This window comes from Xylanibacter sp., assembly GCF_057607445.1.
In genome coordinates, this window is sequence record NZ_DBLZAX010000012.1 from 16,312 (window position 1) to 38,040 (window position 21,729).

A 21,729-nucleotide genomic window follows, 5' to 3' on the forward strand; every position below is an offset into this window, starting at 1 on the left:
TATGATAACATACAACACCGACGGCGTAAAAATGCCGGCAATAAGAAAGCGCGACACATCGGCATGGATAAAGGCCGTGGCCGCCGAATATGGCCGCAAGGTTGGCGAAATAGGATATATGTTTGTCAACGACGACAAGATTCTTGAGGTTAACAACGAGTATCTGGGCCACAACTACTACACTGACATCATCACGTTCGACTATGACGAGGACGACACAATCAGCGGCGACATAGTCATCTCGCTCGACACCGTGCGCTCAAACGCCGAGCAGCTGGGCAAGGACTACAACGAGGAGCTTCACCGTGTGATTATCCACGGCATACTGCATCTCTGCGGCATCAACGACAAAGGCCCAGGAGAGCGCGAGATTATGGAGGCTGCCGAGAACAAGGCGCTTGCCATGATTAAGCTCTGAGAAGCCCCGGGGGGATAAAAGTAATGGGACCAATAAGACCGATGGCCGTGCAACAATATCAGCACAGGCGCCATATCAGTCTTATTGGTCCCATTTCTCTTATCCCGTCAGCCCTTTATTTGCCTGCCGAGAGCTCCACTCCCTTCTTCACGATGTCGCTTGTCTCGTTGATAATCTGGAAGTATTCGCTCATGTCGAAGAGGTCGCGCGCCACGAGAGCCTTCAGCTGCGATTTCAGATAAGGCAGCGTGCGCTGCAGCTCCTCGTCGTCTTTCGGCTTTATCTTCTGCTTCTCCGCCTCCTTCATTATCTCGTCGATAAGTTCCTGCGGCACCTCAAAACGGCTTCTGAACGCCTCGAACGTCGGGTAGTCGCCTACGAGTTGCTTGCGGTTCTTGTCGATATATCTCAGGTCGGTGTTTATCACTATGCCCTTCAGCACGAGCTGACGGTGGAACTTGGTGTACTGAAGTGTGTCCAGAGGAACAAACGTGTCGGGCATTATTCCGCCTCCGCCGTACACCGTGCGGTGCTCTTTCAGCGTGTAGAACTTCAGCGAATCGGCGAAGTGAATGCTGTCGCGGTTGGTCAGTTCGCCGTGTTTCAGACGCTTCTCAAAGTCCATCGCGTAGTCCTCTATGTCTCCTTTGGTGTATGGCTTCTGTATGCATCGTCCCGAAGGAGTGTAGTAGTGGGCAATGGTTAGTCGTATCATAGAGCCGTCGGGCAGGTCGATCGGGCGCTGAACGAGGCCCTTTCCGAACGTGCGGCGGCCGATTACGATGCCGCGGTCGTGGTCTTGTATCGCTCCGGTGACAATCTCTGCGGCCGACGCCGTGAACTCGTTGACGAGCACATACACGCGTCCTGTCAGGAAAGAGCCGTTGCCGCGCGCCTTATAGTCCATGCGTCTGATGCGGCGTCCGTCGGTATATACAATCAGATCGTCCTTCGGCAGGAACTCGTTGGCTATCTCCACGGCAGCCTGCAGATATCCTCCGCCGTTGTCCTGAAGGTCGAGTATCAGGTCTTTCATGCCCTCGGCTTTCAGCTTCTCCATGCCTTCCATAAACTCCTTGTATGTCGTCGCACCGAAGTTTCCTATCCTTATGTAGCCTATCTGCGGGCGAATCATGTAGACGGCGTCCACGCTCTTCACCGGAATCTTGTCTCTCTTCACCGTGAAATACATCACGTCGGGCACGCCACGGCGCACAATTCCCAGCTTCACCGTTGTGCCTCGGGGTCCGCGCAGACGCTTCATTATCTCCTCTTTCTTCATCTTCACGCCCGCAATGGCAGTGTCGTTCACGTTCACTATGCGGTCGCCAGCCATGATGCCCACCTTCTCCGACGGGCCTTTTGACACGGGCTGGATGACGAGCAGCGTGTCGTCAACCATGTTGAACTGCACGCCTATGCCGTCGAAGTTGCCCTGCAGCGGTTCGTTCATGGCCTTCACTTCCTCCGGGTCGGAGTAAGATGAGTGGGGGTCGAGCTTCTCCAGCATGCCCCTTATAGCGTCCTCAACGAGCTTCTTCTCGTCAACTGAGTCGACGTAGAGGTTGTTTATTGCCATTTCGGCTATCTGCAGCTTGCGCAGCGGACTGTCGTAAGAGAAGTCGATGTTCATCTGCGCGCCGGCAGGAAGGCACGACATGACAGCCGGTGCCATGGCAACGAGGGCCTTGGTGGCAGTCTTTGCCAGTGCGGCTTTTATCTTTCTGATGGTTGTGTTTATCATTGTTGTGATGTTTCTTTTATGGGATGATTGTGGGGGATGGGACTTATGGGAGGAACGGATGTCGTGGGAGAGATGGGAGAAATTGGACTTATGATGCGCGGATGGATGACTCTTGCATTGTTTTCATGCTTACTCTTGCATTGTTTTCATGCTTACTCTGCATTGTTTTCATGCTTATTCTGCATGGCTTTCATTCTTCTACCACATATCATTAATTCCCTTTCCGCATGCTCATTATGTTTCATCAGCATTGCCGTTGGGCTTATTCTGCGTCTCCTTTACGTTCCTTTTGCCCCTTGTCAGAACTTTTCTTCCTCTTCGGGACGGTCTTCCTCTATCACCAGGTTGTCTATGATGAAGTTCTGTCGCTCGGGCGTATTCTTGCCCATGTAGTACTCCAGGAGCTTCTGCACCTGATCGGTCTTGTGCAGAGTAACCTGTTCAAGGCGCATGTCGGGGCCGATGAAGTTGACAAACTCGTCGGGACTTATCTCTCCAAGACCTTTGAATCGGGTTATCTCAGGGTCGGGACCAAGTTCCTCTATGGCCTTTACGCGCTCCTCGTCGCTGTAGCAATAGCGGGTGATGAAGTCGCCCTTCTTGCCTTTTACGTCCTCGAGCGCCTTCTTGTTGCGCACCTTCGTGCGGCGGTTTCTGACGCGGAAGAGCGGCGTCTGCAGCACGTATACGTGTCCCTTCTTGATGAGTTCGGGGAAGAACTGCAGGAAGAAGGTTATTATGAGCAGTCGGATGTGCATGCCGTCGACATCGGCATCGGTTGCAACTATTACCTTGTTGTAGCGCAGGGTGTCGAGTCCGTCCTCAATGTCGAGGGCTGCCTGAAGCAGGTTGAACTCCTCGTTCTCGTACACCACCTTCTTGGTGAGTCCGAAAGAGTTGAGCGGCTTGCCCCTGAGAGAGAACACAGCCTGAGTGTTTACGTCGCGGCTCTTGGTGATAGAACCGCTCGCTGAGTCGCCCTCGGTGATGAAGATGGAGCTTTCTTCCTTGCGGTTGTTCTTCACGTCGGAGAAGTGTATGCGGCAGTCGCGCAGCTTCCGGTTGTGCAGGTTGGCTTTCTTGGCGCGCTCGCGTGCCAGCTTTGTAACTCCTGCCATCTCCTTTCTTTCCTTCTCGCTGGCCTGAATCTTCTGCAGCATCACCTCTGCCACGTCAGAGTGTTTGTGCAGATAGTTGTCTACCTCGTTCTTGATGAAGTCGCCTACGTACTTGTTCACGCTGACGCCGTCGGGGCTCATGGTGAGCGATCCGAGCTTAATCTTGGTCTGACTCTCGAACATCGGCTCCTCAACATTGACGGCTATGGCAGCCACGAGGCCGTTGCGGATGTCGGTATATTCAAAGTTTTTGTTGAAAAACTCCTTTATCGTGCGGGCTATGTGCTCCTTGAACGCGCTCTGGTGAGTACCGCCCTGCGTGGTGTGCTGTCCGTTTACGAACGAGTGATACTCCTCGCCATACTGGTTGGTGTGCGTGAACGCTATCTCGATGTCTTCGCCCTTGAGGTGTATTATGGGGTAGATGCCGTCGTTGGTCATCGTGTCGTTGAGCAGGTCTTCAAGTCCGTTGCGGCTCAGAATCCTGCGTCCGTTGTACATGATGGTCAGTCCTGTGTTCAGGTAGGTGTAGTTGCGCAGCATCGTCTCCACGAAGTCGTGGTGGAAAGAGTAGTTCTTGAAGAGCGTGTCGTCGGGCACGAAGTATATGTATGTACCCGTCTCGTCCTGCGTCTCCTCGGTTGTGTCGCTCTTCAGCACGCCGCGTTCGAATGTCGCCGTGCGCACCGTTCCGTCGCGGTAAGACCTCACCTCGAACCTGGAGCTTAGCGCGTTGACGGCCTTGATGCCCACACCGTTGAGTCCGACGCTCTTCTTGAACGCCTTAGAGTCGTATTTACCTCCGGTGTTTAGCACGCTAACAGCCTCGATGAGCTTGCCCTGCGGTATGCCTCGTCCGTAGTCGCGCACCATCACGCTGAGGTTGTTGTCTATGTCAATCTCGATGCGCTTGCCGGCGTTCATCTTAAACTCGTCGATAGAGTTGTCGATAACCTCTTTGAGCAACACGTAGATGCCGTCCTCGGGCATGGATCCGTCGCCAAGTCGGCCGATGTACATTCCCGGTCGGGTGCGCACGTGCTCCATGTCAGACAGGTGCCTGATATTGTCGTCAGTATACTCGGTTGTAATTTTATTCTCTTCGCTCATAAAATTCCAAAATTAACAATTAAAAGTTAAAAATTAAACATCGTGGCTGAAACATAATGGCGGCGGAATGTGGTATTGTCAGCTATTTCTTGCTGTCTACACCCTTCAATGATCTCAATATTGAGACAAGAAGACTTATGATGTTCTTCAAGTCGGTGTTCATTGAGTAGTAAATCTTGTCTTCCAGTATGTCTGTCGAGTGGAGTAGTCACAACCAGTATTTGGTTTCAGACGCTTCTTTGAGCGCGATGCTCATCTTGCTTATAAAGTCGGCTTTGCTTTGTGCAAATTCAGCTTCATAAAGATTGGCACCTATGCTGGTGCCGCAACGCAGCAGCTGGTCGGCAAGCGAGTATTCACGTTTGGTTTCCCTTATGAACCTGCTGCACTTAACAATGCGTATGGCGAACTTCTCCGCCTTTTCTTTCACAATGTTGTTGCCGTCAGCCATAATCAACGTTGTTTAATTGTTACCACACTTCTGCCAGCTTAAGTTGATATGATCACCGCCTGCCATCCCCCTCGCTGTTTAATTTTTACTTTTTAATTTTTAATTATTTTCTGCCGTTTTCCGGCAGAAAATCTATATCCACTTCTTGTAGCAGCGTCTTCTCTTGTGGAGGATGGTCTCGAGATACTGCCACTGGCTCTGCACGTTCTCGTTGGTCTCCATCTCAACCTGGCTCTCGCCCCATTTGAATCCGTAGGCCTGATAGCGCGGGATGAGGTCGTAGAACATAAGGGCATTGGCACCCTTCATGCGGTATTCGGGCAGCACTCCGAGCAGCAGCAGGTCCACGCCCTCGGTCTTGTGAGCCTTCAGAGCCCTCAGCACGTGCCACCATCCGAAGGGCCAGAGCCTTCCGCGGCGGCACTTCTGCAGCGCCTTCGACAGCGACGGGATGGTGATGCCCACGGCCACGGGCTTGTTGCCGGCGCTGCGGTCTTCTACAACGGTGATGAGGCTGAGGTCGGCCAGGGGGAAGTACATCTTGATGTACTGGTCGATCTGCCTTTCAGACAGCTCCGAATATCCGTACAGGTCCTTGAAGCAGGTGTTTATCAGCTCAAACATCTTCTTGCCGTAGCCGCCCTCAAACACGTCCTTCTTGGTCAGTTTCCTGATGTGCAGGTCGTAGCGCTTCTGTATCATCTCGGCTATCTTGGTGTATTTCTCCGGCACCTTGTCGGGCACCATGAGCTTAAACTCCACATAGTCGTTGTCCTTCTCGAAGTCGCCCAGCTTCTCCATGTGCTCCGGATAGTACGGATAGTTGTATATGGTGGCCATAGTGCCCAGCTGGTCGAATCCCATTGTGAGCATGCCTTCGGGGTCGAGGTCGGTGAATCCGAGCGGACCTATCATCTCTTCCATGCCTTTCGACTTGCCGTATTTCTCTACGGCGTCGAACAGGGCCCTAGACACGTTGATGTCGTCGATGAAGTCTATCCATCCGAATCTGACGCACTTGCGCCCCCAGCGCTTGTTGGCGCGGTGGTTGATTATGGCTGCCACGCGGCCCACCATGCGCCCACGTCCGTCGAACGCCATGAAATACTCGGCCTCGGAGAACTCGAACGCCGCGTTCTTGTCCTTGCTCAGGGTGTTCAGGTCGTCGCTGAACAGTGTGGGAACGTCATACTCATTGTCCTTGTAGAGGTCATAGTGAAAGTCTATAAACCGCTCAAGGTCTTTCCTTGTTTCTACTTTTTTGATTTTAATAGTTGACATTTGTCTTACTTTATATTAGACAACTTAAACATGCAAAAATACGAGTTTTGCGCCATATAAAAAAATAAATAACGCTAAATCAGCCTTTTTAAGGCTTTTTGGGCATGGTATGTAAGCTTTTTATGCACATCTGTCACATGGTCCGCGCCGCCTTCAGGCGGTGTCTTTGCAGCCTGTCTGTGGCCGTGCCGAGGCGCGCCCTGATGACGCCTGCCGTGTGCCTGTTTTCCGAAAGGTGCCCTTTCAGCCTCCAAAAGGCCACCTTTTGCACGCCGAAAGACCGTCTTTTAGAGCCTGAAACGTGGCCTTTTGCAACGCGCTGAATGTCAGTATGTTACAAAGGCGGATAAAACCGGCGCATCATCGGGCCGCAATCAGCGCCGCGATGTCATTTTTTCGGGTCTCCGGTACGTTTTTCAATGTATCTTTAAGGCTTTTTATTCATTGCGCCTGAACATGCGGACGATAAATTTAGTATCTTTGCACATATCAATCATGCCGCGGCATAATGGCAGTCAGTCTGACGCTCCGCGGCATGTGAAAGACAAACTTTTTAACCAGTAAAGATTATGAACACAGTTATAGAAAACATGAAGACACGCCGCAGCGTGCGCGCCTTCGACCCCGACCGGATGCCGGAGCGCAGCCTTATCGAGGCTGTGGCAGAGGCAGGAACCTACGCCCCCACGGGCCGCGGAGCGCAGTCGCCGCTCATCGTTGCCGTAACATCAAAGGCCGTGCGCGACCGCCTCTCTGAGCTCAACGCCGCCGTGATGGGCACCGAGGCCGACCCCTTCTACGGCGCTCCCGTGGTGCTCGTGGTGCTGGCCGACCGCACACGCCCCACTTATCTCTACGACGGATCGCTCGTAATGGGCAACCTTATGAACGCCGCACACGCCCTCGGACTGGGCAGCTGCTGGATTCACCGCGCCCGCGAGGTGTTCGACAGCGAGGAAGGCAAGGCCATGCTGCGCGCATGGGGCATTGAGGGCGACTATGAGGGCATAGGCCACTGCGTGCTGGGATACCCGCGCGAGGGTGCCGTCAGAGAGGCTGCGCCGCGCAAGGATGACTACGTAAGATTTGTTGAATAACACATAACGCACACACACAGATGAAGATAAACATGACCGAATGGGCCAAAGCCGTCATCGACAGCAAGAAGGTGATGGCTGTGCCCATAATGACACATCCCGGCATCGAGATGATAGGGCGGCGCGTGATCGACGCCGTGAGCGACGGCGAGGTGCACTTCAACGCCGTCAGGGCGCTTGCCGGACGATACGACACGGCTGCCGCCACAGTGATAATGGACCTCACCGTTGAGGCTGAAGCCTTCGGCGCCGACATCGCCTTCGAGCCCGACGAGGTGCCGGCCGTGAGGGGGCACATGCTCAACAGCGCCGACGACATAGCCCGTCTGCAGGTGCCGTCGCTCAGCGCAGGCCGCGTGCCGGCATATCTCAAGGCCAACCTGCTTGCCGCCCGTGCCATAACCGACCGCCCCGTGCTTGCCGGATGCATCGGGCCTTTCTCGCTTGCAGGCCGTCTCTACGACATGTCGGAGATTATGATTCTGATATATCAGAACCCCGAGGCTGCCGCCATGCTGCTCGAAAAGTGTACCGACTTCATCCTGAAATACTGCATCGCGCTGAAGAAGACGGGCGCCAACGGCGTTGTCATGGCAGAGCCTGCCGCCGGACTGATGTCTGACGATGACTGCATGCGCTTCTCTTCGGTCTACGTCAGGCGTATCGTCGAGGCCGTGCAGGACGACTATTTCACCGTAGTGTTACACAACTGCGGCAACACCGGGCAGTGTACCAATGCCATGACTGCCACCGGAGCCGCCGCATATCACTTCGGCAACAAGTGCGACATGGAACAGGTGTCGCGTCAGGTGCCGCCCACGGCTCTCACCATGGGCAACCTCGACCCCGTCAGTCTGTTCAAGTCTGCCACGCCCGACGAGATGCGCCGCGCCACCACAGACCTGCTGCGCAAGATGAGCAACTATCCAAACTTCGTGATATCAAGCGGATGCGACACCCCGCCGCACACTCCGTTTGCCAACATCGACGCCTTCTTTGAGGCCGTCGGCGAGTGGAACAGCAAGCTGTAAGCGCAGGTTCTGTCAGCTCTCCAGAGGCCTTGCGGCATGACGTAAAGGTCATGGTCAGCCACGATACATATTGACAGGCCCCGCCCGACATACTTAACTACATAAGCCGCTGCACCCTCCGAGGGCCGCAGCGGCGTCATGCGGCGCAGCGTTGTGCCGCTTTTTAATCAGAATAAAATGCTAAAACAGGAAATAACTTTCGACGACCTCAACATCCTTCCGTCTGAAATCTACGAGCAGATGGGCTATGGCGACGCCGTGCCCGACGCTGCCGTGCAGGCCGAGACCTCTGCCGTCATGGAGCGCATAAAGGCCGTTCTGCGCCCGCGTTTCTGCTTCTTCATCACCCCCGGACAGCTCGATGCAGAGCAGCACGTGCTCACCGTAGGCTCAGTCAGCTTCAGCGTGGGGCGCATCATCAGCCGGCAGCTGCGCGGCTCGCAGGCTTTCGCCTTCTTTGTGGCCACCGCCGGCGAGGAGTTTGAGCAGCTTCAGCACCGCCTGAAGGACGAAGACGACATGGTGAAGGTGTTTGTTGCCGACTCAATAGGCAGCGTCATAGCCGAGAAGGCGGCCGACTGCATGGAGCTTTCGCTGCAGAAAGCCATTGATGAGCGCGGCTGGCGCCACACCAACCGCTTCAGTCCGGGCTACTGCGGGTGGCATGTCTCTCAGCAGCAGATGCTCTTCCCCCTGTTCGGCGAGGAGCGTCCGTGCGGCGTAAGCCTTACCGACTCGAGCCTTATGGTGCCCATCAAGTCGGTGAGCGGCGTGATAGGCCTCGGTCCTTCGGTGCGCAAGCTCGAATATTCGTGCGGTCTCTGCGACTTCAAAGACTGCTACAAGCGCCGCCGCAAGAAGTAGTATGCGGCATATTTAGCCTTATGCCGTGTATCGTCAAGTGTTGCGTTGCCTTTCATTATACGCCATATCGTCTTTCATTATATGCCGTGTCGCTTTTCATTATGCGTTCAGTTGTCTTTTATAGTCTGGCATATAGTCTTTCGTTATCGTGCATATAATCCTTTAAAACGGGCCTTTCTGCCTTTTTATTGCGCGTCAGACATGGCTTGAAATATATAGAAAAGCGCGGCAAGTCCATATCGGGCTTGCCGCGCTTTTTGCTGTATCATAATTCAGTTTTGTTGTCAGTGTCCGTTGAAGAATACGTAGAGAGTCACCATAACCACGGCAAGCAGCGTCCATGCCACAACAACCGTGCGCTTGGGCCTTTCGCTCAGCTTCACTATCTCGGGGCTTACCGTTGCCTGCTTGTTGCATAGGCTGACGATAATCATGCTGATGATGAGGATTACGAAGATGTAGAACGACAGCATCATGAAGTGCACCTGCTCCGTGGCTCCCGGTATAACCCACAGGTAAAGGATGCCCGAGCCGATGCTGAAGATGGTTCCGAAGGTGAGCGTTACGTTGGCGGCGAGCGTCGTGCAGCGCTTCCAGAACACGCCCATGACGAACACTGCCGCCATAGGTGGTGCGATGAAGCTGAGCACCGACTGGAATACGTTGAAGAGATTCATGCCCTTTATGTTGTCAACAGCCACGGTGATGACTATCGACACCAGTGCACCTATGACGGTTATTATGCGTCCTGTTCGCATTATTTCCTTCTGCGTGGCCTCCGGACGGATGTTCTTCACGTATATGTCCATCGTGAACACCGTGCTCAGGGCGTTGAGCGCAGAGCCTATGGTGCTGATGAGCGCGGCGGTGAGAACGGCAAGCACGAGGCCAACCATGCCCACGGGGAAGAGGCTCGACACGAGAGTCATGTAGGCGTTGTCGGCCTCGATGGTCATATTTCCGAAGAAGCCGGTCTTCCAGAGGGCGAAGCACACGATGCCGGGGATGATGTATATGGCCACGTCGAGTATCTTCAGCCAGCCCGTAAAGTTAGCTCCCTTCTGTCCTTCGCTGAGGTCTTTGGCAGCCAGTACGGGCTGAACCATCGACTGGTCGGTACACCAGAACCACAGTCCGCTTATGGGATAGCCCAGCAGAATGGGCAGCCAGGGGAAGTCTTTGTCGCTGTTGGGCTGAAAGAGGTTCCAGTAATTAGACGGCACAATGTCGGGATTGGCCAGCACGGCGATGCCTCCTGTGAACGAGTCGCCGCCGAGGCGGTATATTCCTACGAAGGTCAGTGTGGCCGAAACGAGTATGAGCAGCACCATCTGATATACGTTGGTGTAGGCCACGGCCTTCAGTCCGCCGAGCATTGTGAAGAAGGCGGAGATGCCGAGCAGCAGGAATGCCGACATCCACATGGGTATGCCGAACACCTGGCGTATGATTATGCCGCCTGCGAAGAGCGTCAGCGCAAGCCACGAGATGAGTATCGTGACGATGGTATACCACGCCAGCATGTTGCGTGTGGACTGTCCGAAGCGCAGGCCCATAAACTCGGGCAGGGTGGAAACCTTGCTGCCGAGATAGCGCGGGGCGAAGACGAAGGCCAGCAGGGCTATGAACACGAAGGCGTACCACGCGTAGTTGCCCGACACGACGCCCGTGGTGAAGCCGGCGCTTGCCGACGCTATGAGCATAGAGGGGCCTACGTTGGTGCCCCACATGGAGAATCCTATGTGGTGCCAGCGCAGAGAATGTTCGGCAAGAAACAGGCTGCTGCCCTTCTTGCGCTTGGTGCTTGCCCATATGCCGATGGCAAGCAGGATGACGAAGTATGCTATAAGTATGCCCCAGTCGAGGCCATGTAATGATTGTGAGTTCATGGATATGTTGTTTATTTGGTAGTTATAGTAGTTAAAGGAGTTATCGCGGGCTGTGCCCGCTCAGTAGTTAAAGTCATTAGCCTTGCAGCCGGTTGGCGGCTTTATGGGGGATATATGACTTATGGAAGTAATGAGACCGATGCGCTGCAGATGATGTAATGACCGGCGTATTTAGCCTTGTTAATAACCGGCAGGGCATTTGGCTTTAACTCCTTTAACTACTCTAACTCCTTTAACTCCTTGAAATATTATTCTTTTCCCTTCACCAGCTCCCTTGCCACCTTCACTGCTTCGTTGGCATTGTCGCTGTATCCGTCGGCTCCTATCTCGTCGGCGAAGGCCTGACTTACGGGCGCTCCGCCCACCATAATCTTCACCTTGTCGCGCAGTCCGGCGTCTTCCACGGCCTTGATTACATCCTTCATGTAGGTCATTGTCGTGGTAAGCAGGGCGCTCATGCACAGGATGTCGGCGTGGTTGTCCTTCAGAGCCTCTACAAACTTGTCGCTCGGCACGTCGATGCCGATGTTTATCACCTCAAAGCCGCTGCCCTCGAGCATCGATGCAACGAGGTTTTTGCCTATGTCGTGCAGGTCGCCCTTTACCGTTCCGATGACCACGCGGCCTATCGTAACGTCTGCCTTGCCTGCCATGAGCGGCTTGAGCAGCACGAGGGCTGCCTTCATGGCGCGTCCTGCCATGAGCAGCTGGGGCACAAAGGCCTTGCCGTCCTGGAAGCGCTGGCCCACCTCGCCCATGGCGCGTATCATCTGACTGTTGATGATGTCCTGCGGAGCCATGCCTGCGTCTACGGCCTTCTGCGTCGCTTCGGCTGCCTTGTCGGCGTTGCCTTGCAGTATGGCGTCGAATATCTCGTCGGCTGCCGACGGCTCGTTTGCTGCCTTCGGCGCGCAGCATTCACAGGGTTCGGCGGCATGGTTGTGCCCGTGGTTTTCTGAAAGGTCACCTTTTGCATCGTGAAAGGCCACCTTTTGCACGCTAAAAGACGGCATATTGGAGCCTAAAAGGCCACCTTTTGCAACGCCCTCATTATCAGACGGTTGCGCAGGGTGGGGCGAAAGGGCAAGTCCTTCGGCAGGAACCACGGCTTCGGCAAGCTTTCTGATGTGCATGTCGGTTGTGCCGCAGCATCCTCCTACGATGTTGAGCACGTGCCACTCTATCAGCGGCCACAGCTCGCGCTGCAGCATCTCGGGCGTATGGCTGTAGCGTCCTTCGGCGTCGGGCATGCCGGCGTTGGGGTAAAGGCTTATCATGTAGGGCGTAGTCTTGCCGAGATGTACGAGCATGTCGGCGGCAAGGCTTACGTCAGAACAGCAGTTTACGCCAACCGACATGATGTCGCTGTCGGCAACGGATGCGAGGAAATCCCCGATGCTCTGTCCCAGCATGTTGTGTCCGTCGGCAGTGGCTATGCTGAAGCTCAGCATCAGCGGCAGACGTTTGCCTGCCTTGCGCATTGCTCCGCGTGCCGCCTCGATGGCCGCCTGCGCGTTCTTTGTGTCGAATATCGTCTCTATCAGCAGGGCATCGACGCCGCCTTCAATCAGCGCTTCGGCCTGTTCGGTGTAGGCGTCGCGCAGAGTGTCGTAGCTGAAGGCATGCCAGCCCGGCTGCGTGGTGTCTGATGTTATTGAGCAAGTCTTGCTCGTCGGACCAATCGAACCTGCCACGAAGCGCGGCTTCTGCGGTGTCTTGGCGGTAAATTCGTCGGCTGCCTTGCGCGCTATGCGGCACGCCTCGAGGTTTATCTCGCGGCAGAAGCTCTCCAGATGATAGTCTGCCATGGATATGCGCTGCGCGTTGAAGGTGTTAGTCTCGATGATGTCGGCTCCGGCTTCGAGATACTTCCGGTGAATGTCCTCAATGACGTCGGGGCGCGTAAGGCACAGCAGGTCGTTGCATCCCTTCACGTTCACGTCATGCCCTGCAAGCCTTTCGCCGCGGAAGTCGGCCTCGCCGAGGCGTCGGCTCTGTATCATCGTGCCCATGGCTCCGTCGATTACGAGTATGCGGTTGCGTCCTGCCGATACGATGGGGCAGCCGTCGAGCCAGTCGGCAGGAGCCTTTTCGTCCTTTCCTGTAAGCTCCTTGAATTCGCGCTCGGCGCTCTCTATTATGGCCTCCACCTCCTTGTCGGCGTCGCTCTTGCTGCTGTTTATGCGTATGGTGTTGTCCTCCTGCTGCGGCTTCTTGGCCTCGTCTTCCTGATATTCCTCAACGATGCGCATGGCTTTCTCCACCTCGTCCTCGTTGTGGAAGTCCATCTCTATATGCACTCCGTTGCCTCCTATGTTGTCGAGCAGCGGCCGCAGTTCGTCGAGCGTTACCCAGCATGCCATTATGCTCTTGCCTCCTGCCAGTATCTTCTTGTACAGGTCGTACCATTTAGGCGAGCCTCCCTGCGGCTCACCCACGCCCGGCGTCCACTGTATGGCGTTGAGTTCCTCAATCTCGAGCAACGCCGGCAGATGATGAAGAGCGCCTACGCCGTCCAAGTGGTACAGCGTGTAGTCAATCTTCTGGCACTGCTGGCGTATGAACGGCTGCACGAAGCGGCGGTAGTCTTCCACGCTTATCATGGTCGATATGTCGCTTTGCAGCTTGCTCATCTTGCCCGGTGCCCACGAAGAGAAGTAGCAGAAAGCCATCTCGTCGCCCTCGCGCACTATGTCGTAAAGCTCGTCGAACACCTTGAAGTAGATGTCGTTAATCTGCTGCATCTGGCGTTCCAGCACCTCAGGCTGCGTAACCGTGTCCATGAGCACCTTGTCCGTGCCTTTCAGAGCCGCCAGAACGTCCATGCCTTCCATGAGGTCGGGCATGCCCACATAATAGTTGCCGTTGGCCTTCTTCTTGCATTCGGTCAGCAGTTGTTTGTGCAGCAGCCAGTTGGGATGCTCAGGATTAAACTTTATGTCATCGGTGAAGTCAGGGTCGGGGTGTATCCATATCGTGTCTTCTCCGCCCTCGAACACGCCTCCCAGGATAGCGGCGAGCGAGCCGGGACCCAGCTGTGTGTTTGCAACGGGCAGCATATCAGCCTTCAGACAGCTGTGAGCCACGTACCAGTCGAGATATTCGGCACGCCATTTCGGGTCGAACCATTTCTGGTTGAGGTCCTTCGGGGCCTTAGGCATAGGCACATCGGCATGCGGCTTGACGCCTTCCTGAAAGTGTTCCCACATGTTCAGCACAATGCCCTTGTGGTTCCACCATTGTATGTATCGCTGTTTTGTTTCTTCAAGATTCTTTTTCCACATGTTCAATAAGTAGTTATAGTAGTTAAAGGAGTTATCGCCGGCTGTGCCGGCTAGGAGTTAAAGTCATTTGTCTTGTTGGTAAATGACTCTATATTTTTATTTAATTGCTGATTGTCAGGCGGTTAGATAGGTCTGAGATGTTGTCTCCGGCCGTGCCGGTTAAGGGCTAAAGCCATTGGCATTGCGGGCAAATGACTCTATATTTTTTATTTAATTGCTGATTGTCAGGTGGTTAGGGTTGTTAAAGAAGTTATCGCTTTGCGTTCCTGATTATGGCAGAAGCTATTGTCTTAAATGTCTGTTTACTTATTGTAAGATTGACGATAAGCGTTCAGACTAATGGCTTTAACTCCTAGCCGGCACGGCCGGCGATAACTACTTTAACTCCTTTAACTACCAATTTAACCTATTACCACTCAATCCCTCCAAACCTTCCGTCAATCTTTATATATTCTGTCTTGCTCAGGTCCATGTCGTCCGTGCAGTCCACTGGCTCGGGATAAACCGGGATGACGGCACCTTCGCGCACATAGACGGGCATCAGTTCGAGCGGCACATTGAGGTCTTTGAGCCACTTTCCGCCGCTGTAGCGCTCGCCGGTGAAGAAGTTCACCCAGTTGCCTTCAGGCAAATAGACGTCGCGGCGGCCTTCGCTGTTCATCACGGGAGCCACGAGGAAGTCGTCGCCGAAGTAATATTCGTCGTCGATATGCCAGCACATGGGGTCGTCCGGGTGATGGAATATCAGTGCCTGGAGCACTGTTGAGCCACCGCTTACGGCCTTCTGGCTCTCCTGAAGGATGTAAGGTATGAGCTTATAGCGCAGCTGCCACCATCTCTTCACTATCGGGGCGATGGCAGGATAGTGCCAAGGCTCGCGCTTGTTGGTGCCGTGATAGCGTATGTGCGACGAGAACACGCCGAACTGAGTCCAGCGGACGTAGACGTCATCACGTACACGTGAGTTCATGAAGTTGGGCAGAGTGTGGAATCCGGGCACGTCGTGGCTCCAGAAGGCGAAGCCCGACAGGCCGAAGTGGAGTCCGCCCTTGAGCGATCCGGCCATGCCGTCCCACGAGCTGCAGGAGTCGCCTCCCCAGTGCAGAGGATAGCGCTGACAGCCCGCCCAGGCTGCTCTTGCCCATACTATGCCGTCGCCCGTAACCTCCTTGGTAACCTCATAGGCTGCCTTCTGATACAGCAGCGCATAGAGATTGTTGAGCAGTTCGGGCTTCATGTTCTTGTATATGGCATCCATGTGGATGTTTTCGCCGAAGTCGGTCTTTATCGCTGCCACGCCCATGTTCAGCAGACGGCGCAGCAAACCCTTGTACCACTCGGTGGCGGCGGGGTCGGTGAAGTCGATTGTTCCGGCGTAGTCGAGGGCCGAGAAGTTAGAACCTTCGCCCTCCTGCTGCTTTGTCAGCGTGCAGATATAGTGGTTCTTGCGCGCCTCGTCAATCTGTTCGGCATCCTCAGCCACGTAGGGCAGCTGCCACAGGGTTACGCGGTAGCCCTTGTCCTTCAGGCCGCGGATGAAGCCTTCGGGGTCGGGGAAACGCTCTTCGTTGAACTTCCATTCGCACAGCCAGTCGGTCTTAAACCATCCTGTGTCCAAGTGTATCACGTCGCAGGGATAATGTTCGCGGCGCATGCGGTCGCAAATCTCGTTCACCTCGTCGGCGCTGAAGTATGTCATGCGGCTCATCCACACGCCGAAGCTCCACAAGGGAGGCATCGAGGGGTAGCCCGTCAGGTCGCGGTAGCCGCGGATAATCTCCTCCATAGAGTCGCCGCCGATGAGGAATACGTCGAGCATTGCCTGGTCGCTGAGGAACTCTACCGAGCGCGTTGACACTCCGGCGAGCGACAGCTTGCTGTGGGCGCAGGTGTGATAGAATGCTCCGTACATGCGGCTCGACACGTAGAACGGAATGTTTTTATATGTGCGGCGGTTGTTTACGCCCTGTCCGTCCTGGTTTTTGAGGAAGAACGTCTGTCCGCTGAGGTCCATCTTGGTGAAGCGTTCGCCCGTTCCGGCAAAACATTCGTCGGCCTTGCACTCGAACGACATCGTGGCGCGCTCCTTCTGTCCGTCAAGCTTGCAGAAGCCTATGGGCAGCGCGTCGTAGCGCGGAGGCGAGAAGTGGTCGTAGGCGGCCAGGCGTATTTCGCGCTTTCCGTCGGGATACAGCCTTATGTCGAGCGTCTCCTGCGGGTCGGGCAGCAGCGTGCTCCAGCGGTCGAGCTCGGGCTCCTGTATGTTGATAACGGCCCTGACGGTGCCTTCGGGGTCGGTGACGGTCCATCGGCCGTTGCCGAAGCTTACGCTCAGCGGCGTCTTCTTAACCCTGTCGCTCATCTGCAACATCTCCGACTCGTCGGTCATCTGCTCCTCGCCGAAGCCTATGAACAGGCGCAGGATCTTTGGCTCATACTGTCTGATGATGAGCGTATATTCCTCACGCGGCACGCCGGTGTCGGCTGCCATGTCGTTGGCCAGTATCTGCTTCTGGAACGGAACGAGCACGCAGATGTCGCCGTCGTTCTCGAACACGGCTGAGGGTTTGCATGCCTTCCATAGCGACTCGTTGCGGCTAAGGCTGACGTCGAAGTCGAGAAAGTCGAAAAGATGGTAGTTTGTGGGTTTCATTTTTTTGTTTGTTTTTATATGTTTTTTGCCGGCTTTTTCAGTCCTCCGTCCCCTTGCCGTTAGTGTTTCGTGGCCGGGGGCGCGGCTGTGCTAATTATGCCTTCTGTTATTATGCTTTTCAGGTTTTGTCTTGTGGCCGTGTGGCTTTTGTGCGCCGGCTGCGTGCCGGTGTGCCGTTGCGGCCTGCGGCGGCATGAGTTGCCGTGGCTGTAGATATGACGCAGCAGTGTTGTTTTTGTACTATGCCATAAGGCATAATGTCCGCGCGTCGCTCTCAGGCCATTGTTGTTTGCGTATTATCGTGTTGTCCGTTGCCGTAGCCGGGTGTCCGCGTGCGGTCTGCTTACGGCCCGTCCTGCAGCCGTTGCCCTGTCGTGGGCGTGCAGGAGCTATGTTGCAAAAATAAGAAAAATAGCCTTAACGGCAAAGGATTATCCCAAATGTTTCAGTATTTTCAGCCCTTGTCATGGGTAAGTGTTTCCCTCAGGTTTTCCAATATGTGCCCTTTCGCATTGCAAAAGACCACATATTGCACGCTAAAAGGCCACCTTTCAGAAGCTAAAAGATGACCTTTTGCAACGCATTGAGCGTCAATGGGTTATGCCGCAGTCCGGCGGTCTGCCGCCGGACTTTGTGTTATTGCTGCCTGGATGGTGTTATGTGTTATTGCGCCGTGCCGGCTTCAGACTTGCCGTCGCCTTCGGTCTGCGTGTGCTGCGGCACGCCTATCTCCTTCACCTTCTTCTCAAACTCGTCCCTGCCGCATGTCGCGCCGTTCTTGATGCGTGCGCGGTAGTTGTAGATTGTGTTGACCGAATAGTGGAGAAACTCGGCTATCTTTGAGCTGTCGTCGATGCCGAGGCGTATCAGTGCGAATATTCTTATGTCGGTGTTCAGGCGCGACGTGTCGTCGAGATGTATGCGCTCCTCGGGGCGCAGCAGCTTGTTGAAGTCGTCGACGAAGGTGGGGAAGAGGTGGATGAACGTGGTGTCGAATATGTCGAAGAGCTCCTGCTGCTGGCGGTCTCTGAAGTCGTGCGACTTCATCTTGCTCATCAGTTCCGTGTGCTGCTTGTTCTTCAGCATCGTCAGCACCTCCTTTCTCATCCTCTCCATGTTGTCTATGTATATAGAGCACTGCCTGAGGAACAGGCCGATGTATTTCTCCTTCACCCTGTTCGACTCGTTCAGGCTGCCTATGGCCTTGTGCAGCTGGCGGTCGGTTTCGGTCAGCTGGCGGTTGCTCTCGTCCAGGTTCTCGTTCACCTGCTGCATCTCCTTGTTGAGCTTCATCAGCTGCCTGTTCTTGCGGCTGAGCTCGTCGCGCGTCAGCTTCAGTTTGCCGCGCTGCTTGTTGACATAGATGAGCAGTACAAGCACCGACACGGCAAATAGGCTTATCACGAGCACCATGATGATGAGGCGCTCCTTCTGCTTCTGCATTATGGTCTGATAGCTGCTGTCTATGGATGTGAGCACGGGCGAAATCTGGTTGCTTCTCACCCTCGTGCCGAACTTCTCGGCGCAGTTCCAGGCAAAGTTTATGTATTTATACGACCGTGCCATGTCGCCCGTCGTGTTCAGATAGTTGGCCAGTTCCCACAGCGCGCCCTGGTCCATCACGGCGTTGCGTATGTCGCCCAGCGCCGACATTGCCAGCCAGTAGGTCCAGTTGTCGGTGTCGTTCATCCTCTTGTAGTCGAGAAATCGGTAGAAGGCAATTATCGAGAACTCGTGCGACTGTCGGTCTACGCCCTTCATCCTCATGTCGTTGTAGCGCAGCGCGCCGGCTGGGTCGTTGCTGTTGTACCGCTCAATCTCCATCAGCTGCAGATACATGTCGCTGTTCTTGTCGGCCAGTGCCGCCAGCGAGTCGGCATACATTCTTTCCAGCCGGCCATAGTTTTCCTTCAGTCTGCCTATCTTTGTGTAGAATCCCAGCTCCTTGTAGAGATGGTTGCGCGCGGCGTAATATGCCAGCCTGCCTTCGCGGTTTAGCTCTCCGGTGTTGATAGAGGCCAGCAGCTCGTCCGACTCCATATACATTCCGGCCGTTGAACACTGAAAGGCCTTCAGCGCAGTGCAGTGGTTGGCGCTCATCATGTCGCCCTGGCTGCGCGCCATCCGTTCGGCCCTGCCGAGCCATGCTATGGCCGAGTCGTTCACGAAAGCCTTGTATTCCCTGTATATTCTGAATGCTGCCGCATATCGCGCGGCATATCCGCGGCTCTTGTCAAACTGCCGCTTGAGGCCTGCAATGCGTGCCTCGCGCTTGGATAAATAAACAGATGCATTGGCGATGGCCTCGTCAATGCATCTGTAAACCGAGTCCGTGCGTGCGGCATCAGCTGACGCCACCACCGGAACAAGCCATATAATAAGTAAAAATATGTTTCTCATCGCTGTCTTATGCTTAGCCGGAACATGCCTCCGCGGCCTTTGTAAGGTTCTGTGAGACATAGGTTTATCTCTTCCTGCAAAGATAAGACAATATTGCGAACACACAAAATTTACGGCCCGTGTTTTTTTATTTTGCCGTTATTGTCACGCTCTGCAGCGAGCGGCTGTCGTGGCCAGCCATGATATGAAACTCGCCCGGCTCGAACACCTTGCGGCCTTCGGCGTCGTAGAACGACAGGTCGTCTTCGGTGATGTCGAACTCAACGGTGCGGCTCTCGCCCTTCTTCAGGTGTATGCGGCTGAAGCCTTTCAGCTCCTTTACGGGGCGGCTGATGGATGCCACGGGGTCGCGCACATAGAGCTGCACCACCTCGTCGGCGTCATAGTTGCCCGTGTTGCTCACCGTCACCGATGCCTTAAAGTTGCGTCCGCTGCCCGTAACGCTCAGTTTGCCGTAGCTGAAGCTCGTGTAGCTCAGGCCGTAGCCGAAGGGGTAGAGCGGGTCGTTCACCTCGTCGAGATAGTTGCTGGCATACTTGCGGAACTCTTTTGTGCCTTCGGGCACGGGGCGTCCCGTGTTGAGATGGTTGTAATAGATTGGTATCTGGCCCTCGTTGCGCGGGAAAGTCATGGTCAGACGGCCGCTCGGAGCCACGTCGCCGAACACCACGTCGCATATAGCGTCGGCTGCCTCGCTGCCTCCGAACCATACGTTCAGTATCGCGTCCACATTATTTTGCTCCCATGTAAGCACCGTCGGACGGCCCGAGAAGTTGAGCATCACCACCGGTTTGCCCAGCTTAACAAGCTCGGCGAGCAGCTCGCGCTGAACGTCGGGCAGCACAAGACTCGTGCGGCTCGAGCATTCGCCCGACATGTCGGCACTCTCGCCCATGGCACACACTATCACGTCGGCCTTGCGTGCCGCCTCGAGAGCCTCTGCCTTGAGCTGTGCGTCGTCGCCTCTCGTTATGTTCTTGCCGAACTCTGCCGCGCGCTGACGTGCCGAGTCGGCCATCAGGTTGCATCCCTGCGCATACAGAAGTTCTGCTTTTCCGGCCAGCGCGCGCTCCATTCCTTCCTTCAGCGTCGGGTATTTGTCGGGAGTGTAGGCCACGCACCATGTGCCGGCTAAGTTGGCGCGGGTGTCTGCCAGCGGACCTATCAGCGCTATCTTGCCCTGCTTCTTCAGCGGCAGCAACGACTTGTCGTTCTTCAGCAGCACAAAGGTCTCGGCAGCAATGCGCCTTGCCTCGGCGCGGTTTTCTGCCGTGAAGATGTCGCGCTTGCGTCTTTTCGTGTCGCAGTATTTATACGGATCGGCAAAGAGTCCCAGCTTATATTTAGCCTCGAGCACTCTGCGGCATGCCTTGTTGATGGCCTCCTCGCTCACCGTTCCGTCCTTTACCGACTGCTCCAGCGTGCCGATGAATCCCATGGAGCACATGTCCATGTCGGTGCCGGCATTGAGGGCAGCTGCCGAACAGTCTTTCAGCGAACCGCCAACGCCGTGACTCAGCATCTCGCCTATAGAGCCGTAGTCGGTAACAACGAAGCCGTCGAACTTCCACTGGTTGCGCAGCACATCCTCAAGAAGCCACTTGTTGGCCGTTGCCGGCACATAGTCAACCAGGTTGAACGATGTCATCACGCTGCCCGTTCCTGCCTTTACGGCGGCGCGGTAAGGCTCGAGATACTGGTTATACATGCGCAGACGGCTCATGTCAACAGTGTTATAGTCGCGTCCCGCCTCAACGGCGCCATACAGGGCGAAGTGCTTCAGGCACGCCATAACGTTGGCGTTGCTGCTGTAGTCGCCCTGATATCCGCGAATCATGGCCTCGGCTATGCGTGAGCCGAGATAGGGATCTTCGCCGTTTCCCTCAGATATGCGGCCCCAGCGGGCGTCTATGCAGATGTCGACCATAGGGCTGAACACCCAGTTGATGCCGTCGGCCGTGGCCTCCTTTGCGGCTATTTGGGCAGCACGCTCAATGGCGTTGAGGTCCCAGCTGCATGAAAGCGCGAACGGAATGGGGAATATCGTCTCGTATCCGTGTATCACATCCATGCCCACAAGCAGCGGAATGCCCAGCCGGCTCTTCTCAACGGCCAGCTTCTGCAGTGCTTTTATCTTGTCTACGCCCTTCAGGTTGAACACGCCTCCAATCTCTCCGGCCTTTATCTTGCCGCTTACTTCAGAGTCCTGTGCCTGTCCTGTGGTTATGTCGCCAGCCACCTGAAGGTTAAGCTGACCAATCTTCTCGTGCAGAGTCATGCGCGACATGAGGTCGTCAACAAACTTATCCATCTCCTGGTTCTGCGCGCTCACCGCCCCGGTCAGCAGCAGTGCCGCCGCAGTTGTCAGTATTTTGTTTATTTTCATCAT

At 55.1% G+C, this 21,729-nt stretch carries 12 protein-coding genes and 3 pseudogenes; 4 read left to right on the top strand and 11 right to left on the bottom strand.

Features of this window, described 5'->3' with window-relative positions; all coding sequences use genetic code 11:
• Window position 1: 1 nt before the first annotated feature.
• Window positions 2-418 (top strand): rRNA maturation RNase YbeY, encoded by a 417-nt coding sequence (ybeY, locus tag ACZMIG_RS10025; protein ID WP_021855770.1) that lies wholly within the window; start codon window positions 2-4, stop codon window positions 416-418.
• Between the two features lie 115 nt (window positions 419-533).
• Here ybeY and ACZMIG_RS10030 read toward each other — a convergent pair whose 3' ends face one another.
• From ACZMIG_RS10030 to ACZMIG_RS10045, 4 genes are all read right to left on the bottom strand, one after another.
• Window positions 534-2,078: a S41 family peptidase gene (locus tag ACZMIG_RS10030; RefSeq protein WP_053397856.1), complete on the bottom strand. Its 1,545-nt coding sequence runs from the start codon at window positions 2,076-2,078 to the stop codon at window positions 534-536.
• Window positions 2,079-2,461: 383 nt separating this feature from the next.
• Window positions 2,462-4,390: a DNA topoisomerase IV subunit B gene (locus ACZMIG_RS10035; protein WP_021855768.1), complete on the bottom strand. Its 1,929-nt coding sequence runs from the start codon at window positions 4,388-4,390 to the stop codon at window positions 2,462-2,464.
• A 208-nt stretch (window positions 4,391-4,598) separates the two neighbouring features.
• The gene (locus tag ACZMIG_RS10040) at window positions 4,599-4,841 is read right to left on the bottom strand and encodes a four helix bundle protein (protein WP_021855767.1); all 243 of its coding nucleotides are present in this window, start codon (window positions 4,839-4,841) and stop codon (window positions 4,599-4,601) included.
• Between the two features lie 132 nt (window positions 4,842-4,973).
• On the bottom strand, window positions 4,974-6,122 hold the full coding sequence (locus ACZMIG_RS10045) for a hypothetical protein (RefSeq protein ID WP_053397824.1): 1,149 nt from the start codon (window positions 6,120-6,122) through the stop codon (window positions 4,974-4,976).
• A gap of 569 nt (window positions 6,123-6,691) precedes the next feature.
• Between ACZMIG_RS10045 and ACZMIG_RS10050 the strand changes: the two genes are divergently transcribed.
• The 3 genes from ACZMIG_RS10050 to ACZMIG_RS10060 all read left to right on the top strand — a co-directional run bounded on the left by ACZMIG_RS10050 (window position 6,692) and on the right by ACZMIG_RS10060 (window position 9,114).
• On the top strand, window positions 6,692-7,219 hold the full coding sequence (locus tag ACZMIG_RS10050) for a nitroreductase (RefSeq protein WP_053397822.1): 528 nt from the start codon (window positions 6,692-6,694) through the stop codon (window positions 7,217-7,219).
• 20 nt (window positions 7,220-7,239) lie between these two features.
• A complete protein-coding gene (locus ACZMIG_RS10055) occupies window positions 7,240-8,250 on the top strand; it encodes a uroporphyrinogen decarboxylase family protein (RefSeq protein ID WP_302330315.1) in 1,011 nt (336 codons plus the stop codon).
• Window positions 8,251-8,427: 177 nt separating this feature from the next.
• Window positions 8,428-9,114 (top strand): vitamin B12 dependent-methionine synthase activation domain-containing protein, encoded by a 687-nt coding sequence (locus ACZMIG_RS10060; protein ID WP_021855763.1) that lies wholly within the window; start codon window positions 8,428-8,430, stop codon window positions 9,112-9,114.
• Between the two features lie 284 nt (window positions 9,115-9,398).
• Here ACZMIG_RS10060 and ACZMIG_RS10065 read toward each other — a convergent pair whose 3' ends face one another.
• From ACZMIG_RS10065 to bglX, 7 genes and pseudogenes are all read right to left on the bottom strand, one after another.
• Window positions 9,399-11,003 carry a sodium:solute symporter gene (locus tag ACZMIG_RS10065; protein ID WP_418874660.1) on the bottom strand — a complete coding sequence of 535 codons (1,605 nt, stop codon included), beginning with the start codon at window positions 11,001-11,003 and terminating at the stop codon, window positions 9,399-9,401.
• A 248-nt stretch (window positions 11,004-11,251) separates the two neighbouring features.
• Window positions 11,252-11,875, bottom strand: a pseudogene (locus ACZMIG_RS10070) (corrinoid protein); the annotation flags it as partial.
• A 243-nt stretch (window positions 11,876-12,118) separates the two neighbouring features.
• Window positions 12,119-13,255: pseudogene (locus tag ACZMIG_RS10075) on the bottom strand (homocysteine S-methyltransferase family protein); the annotation flags it as partial.
• A pseudogene (locus ACZMIG_RS10080) lies at window positions 13,235-14,293 on the bottom strand (corrinoid protein); the annotation flags it as partial. The pseudogenes ACZMIG_RS10075 and ACZMIG_RS10080, both read right to left, overlap by 21 nt.
• A 403-nt stretch (window positions 14,294-14,696) precedes the next feature.
• The gene (locus tag ACZMIG_RS10085) at window positions 14,697-16,940 is read right to left on the bottom strand and encodes a glycoside hydrolase family 31 protein (protein ID WP_487889498.1); all 2,244 of its coding nucleotides are present in this window, start codon (window positions 16,938-16,940) and stop codon (window positions 14,697-14,699) included.
• Between the two features lie 663 nt (window positions 16,941-17,603).
• Window positions 17,604-19,340, bottom strand: coding sequence for a DUF6377 domain-containing protein (locus tag ACZMIG_RS10090; RefSeq protein WP_487889499.1), 1,737 nt, complete (start codon window positions 19,338-19,340; stop codon window positions 17,604-17,606).
• Window positions 19,341-19,467: 127 nt separating this feature from the next.
• Window positions 19,468-21,726, bottom strand: coding sequence for a beta-glucosidase BglX (gene bglX / locus ACZMIG_RS10095; protein WP_487889529.1), 2,259 nt, complete (start codon window positions 21,724-21,726; stop codon window positions 19,468-19,470).
• Window positions 21,727-21,729: the final 3 nt, after the last annotated feature.

Coding starts and splice junctions, on each gene's coding strand:
- ACZMIG_RS10030 (WP_053397856.1), bottom strand. CDS start 2,078: ATGTCGTGCCTTCCTGCCGGCGCGCAGATGAACATCGACTTCTCTTAC.
- ACZMIG_RS10045 (WP_053397824.1), bottom strand. CDS start 6,122: ATGTCAACTATTAAAATCAAAAAAGTAGAAACAAGGAAAGACCTTGAG.
- ybeY (WP_021855770.1), top strand. CDS start 2: ATGATAACATACAACACCGACGGCGTAAAAATGCCGGCAATAAGAAAG.
- ACZMIG_RS10085 (WP_487889498.1), bottom strand. CDS start 16,940: ATGAAACCCACAAACTACCATCTTTTCGACTTTCTCGACTTCGACGTC.
- ACZMIG_RS10035 (WP_021855768.1), bottom strand. CDS start 4,390: ATGAGCGAAGAGAATAAAATTACAACCGAGTATACTGACGACAATATC.
- ACZMIG_RS10040 (WP_021855767.1), bottom strand. CDS start 4,841: ATGGCTGACGGCAACAACATTGTGAAAGAAAAGGCGGAGAAGTTCGCC.
- bglX (WP_487889529.1), bottom strand. CDS start 21,726: ATGAAAATAAACAAAATACTGACAACTGCGGCGGCACTGCTGCTGACC.
- ACZMIG_RS10055 (WP_302330315.1), top strand. CDS start 7,240: ATGAAGATAAACATGACCGAATGGGCCAAAGCCGTCATCGACAGCAAG.
- ACZMIG_RS10065 (WP_418874660.1), bottom strand. CDS start 11,003: ATGAACTCACAATCATTACATGGCCTCGACTGGGGCATACTTATAGCA.
- ACZMIG_RS10050 (WP_053397822.1), top strand. CDS start 6,692: ATGAACACAGTTATAGAAAACATGAAGACACGCCGCAGCGTGCGCGCC.
- ACZMIG_RS10090 (WP_487889499.1), bottom strand. CDS start 19,340: ATGAGAAACATATTTTTACTTATTATATGGCTTGTTCCGGTGGTGGCG.
- ACZMIG_RS10060 (WP_021855763.1), top strand. CDS start 8,428: ATGCTAAAACAGGAAATAACTTTCGACGACCTCAACATCCTTCCGTCT.